The 857-nt window shown below is 65.7% G+C and carries 1 protein-coding gene; it reads right to left on the reverse strand.

Annotation, left to right across the window (positions count from 1 at the left end):
* A partial coding sequence (locus tag U9980_RS07690; protein ID WP_416210186.1) for a TIGR02677 family protein occupies positions 1-684 on the reverse strand: 684 nt, incomplete at its 3' end.
* Between the last annotated feature and the right edge of the window lie 173 nt (positions 685-857).

Below are 857 nucleotides of genomic sequence, written 5' to 3' on the forward strand. Positions count from 1 at the left end.
CAGGGTGGCGATCTCCGCGCCCCGGTTGGCCAGATCTGCGATGAACCTGTTGATATAGTCGATGAGACGCTGTTTATAGGCGACGAACGCGACCACGTCACCATCGGCAAAATCAATCACCCGACGCAGCGACGCCATGAATGCCTGTGCATTGTCGGCGAGCCCGGTGAAGCGCTCGGCCAACGCCAGCAACAACAGATGCACCTTCGCCGGGTCAAGCCGAGCCTCGTCTGCCGTGACCAACTCGGCCAGTGCGCGCAGCTGCGCGGCAATATCCTCCAGCGCCACCGACTGGAGGACACCCCTGCGTCCGATCGCCTCCTCGTAGACGGCGATCGCCTCCTCGGCCGCCTGCCCGGCGGTGGTCAGCTGGTACAGATACCTGGCCCGATGGAAGTCCTCCACACTGGTCACCCGGCCGGTATCCGGATCGGACCGCAGGTTTCCCCACTCGACCAGCTTCTCCAACGCCGCGACCACCGGCTCGCCATCCCCCGGCCGGCCCAGATCCGCGCTCACGTCCTCGGGACGCATGTGCACGATGAACCGGTCTCTCGCCCGCGCGAACGTCATCAACACATCCCGATAAAAGGACGCGTTCGGCGCGCTCAGGTGGGCGAACGGTTGCCTGGACGCACCGTCGGCGCCGACGGTGATCTCGCCGGTCGGCTTGCGGGTCGTCACACGGACCAGTATCGCCAACCAGCCAATGCTCGCAGAACGCGGGTCGAACAATACGGAAGGGAACAGCGGAGGTACTGTCACAATAGGGACGGCACGGTTGCCCTGCGGACTCCCACGGTGCCGGTGGGTGGCGTCAACGGCCGGGCCTCTCCTGAGCAGCGCACCTCACCGGC

The sequence above is a fragment of the Protofrankia sp. Cr1 genome (assembly GCF_963555865.1).
Lineage (GTDB): Bacteria > Actinomycetota > Actinomycetes > Frankiales > Frankiaceae > Protofrankia.